This window comes from Nonomuraea sp. NPDC050540 (genome assembly GCF_044457485.1).
Classification (GTDB): Bacteria; Actinomycetota; Actinomycetes; order Streptosporangiales; family Streptosporangiaceae; genus Nonomuraea.
Genome location: NZ_JBITHA010000053.1, coordinates 1 through 1,533 on the forward strand (window position 1 = coordinate 1; position 1,533 = coordinate 1,533).

Annotated in this window: 1 rRNA gene; it reads left to right on the forward strand. The window is 56.8% G+C overall.

From position 1 onward, the window contains the following. A 23S ribosomal RNA gene (locus tag ACIBI5_RS54260) occupies positions 1-1,533 on the forward strand; the annotation flags it as partial.

The window sequence follows — 1,533 nt, forward strand, 5'->3', positions numbered from 1 at the left end:
TGTGATGTGACTGCGTGCCTTTTGAAGAATGAGCCTGCGAGTTATGGTGTGTGGCGAGGTTAACCCGTGTGGGGGAGCCGTAGCGAAAGCGAGTCTGAAGAGGGCGTTTGAGTCGCATGCTGTAGACCCGAAGCGGAGTGATCTACGCATGGGCAGGTTGAAGCTCAGGTAAGACTGGGTGGAGGACCGAACCCACCAGGGTTGAAAACCTGGGGGATGACCTGTGTGTAGGGGTGAAAGGCCAATCAAACTCCGTGATAGCTGGTTCTCCCCGAAATGCATTTAGGTGCAGCGTCGCGTGTTTCTTGCCGGAGGTAGAGCACTGGATGGCCGATGGGCCCGACAAGGTTACTGACGTCAGCCAAACTCCGAATGCCGGTAAGTGAGAGCGTGGCAGTGAGACTGCGGGGGATAAGCTTCGTAGTCGAGAGGGAAACAGCCCAGATCACCGACTAAGGCCCCTAAGCGTGTGCTAAGTGGGAAAGGATGTGGAGTCGCAGAGACAACCAGGAGGTTGGCTTAGAAGCAGCCACCCTTGAAAGAGTGCGTAATAGCTCACTGGTCAAGTGATTCCGCGCCGACAATGTAGCGGGGCTCAAGTACACCGCCGAAGTCGTGGCATTGACCCCCATGCGGGGTTGATGGGTAGGGGAGCGTCGTGCAGCCGGCGAAGCAGCAGAGTGATCTAGTTGTGGAGGCTGTGCGAGTGAGAATGCAGGCATGAGTAGCGAATGCAGGGTGAGAAACCCTGCCGCCGGATGACCAAGGGTTCCTGGGCCAGGCTAATCCGCCCAGGGTAAGTCGGGACCTAAGGCGAGGCCGACAGGCGTAGTCGATGGACAACGGGTTGATATTCCCGTACCCGCTTCAATGCGCCCATACTGAACCTTTTGATGCTAAGAGTCCTTAAGCCGGGGACGTCAGGCCTTCGGGTCTTGTCTTTGGCCGAACGCTCGAACCGATTGAGTAGTAGGTAAGCGATGGGGTGACGCAGGAAGGTAGTCCAGCCCAGGCGATGGTTGTCCTGGGGTAAGCATGTAGCCCGTGTCGTAGGTAAATCCGCGACACATGCAGGGTGAGATGTGATGCCGAGCCGATTGTGGCGAAGTGGATGATCCTATGCTGCCGAGAAAAGCCTCTAGTGAGTGTTGTGGCGGCCCGTACCCTAAACCGACTCAGGTGGTCAGGTAGAGAATACCAAGGCGATCGGGTGAACTGTGGTTAAGGAACTCGGCAAATTGCCCCCGTAACTTCGGGAGAAGGGGGACCTCTGCTGGTGATCAGACTAGCTCTGGGAGCTGGTGGGGGTCGCAGTGGCCAGGGGGAAGCGACTGTTTACTAAAAACACAGGTCCGTGCGAAGTCGTAAGACGATGTATACGGACTGACGCCTGCCCGGTGCCGGAACGTTAAGGGGACCGCTTAGCGCAGGTAACTGTGCGAAGGTGAGAACTTAAGCGCCGGTAAACGGCGGTGGTAACTATAACCATCCTAAGGTAGCGAAATTCCTTGTCGGGTAAGTTCCGACCTGCAC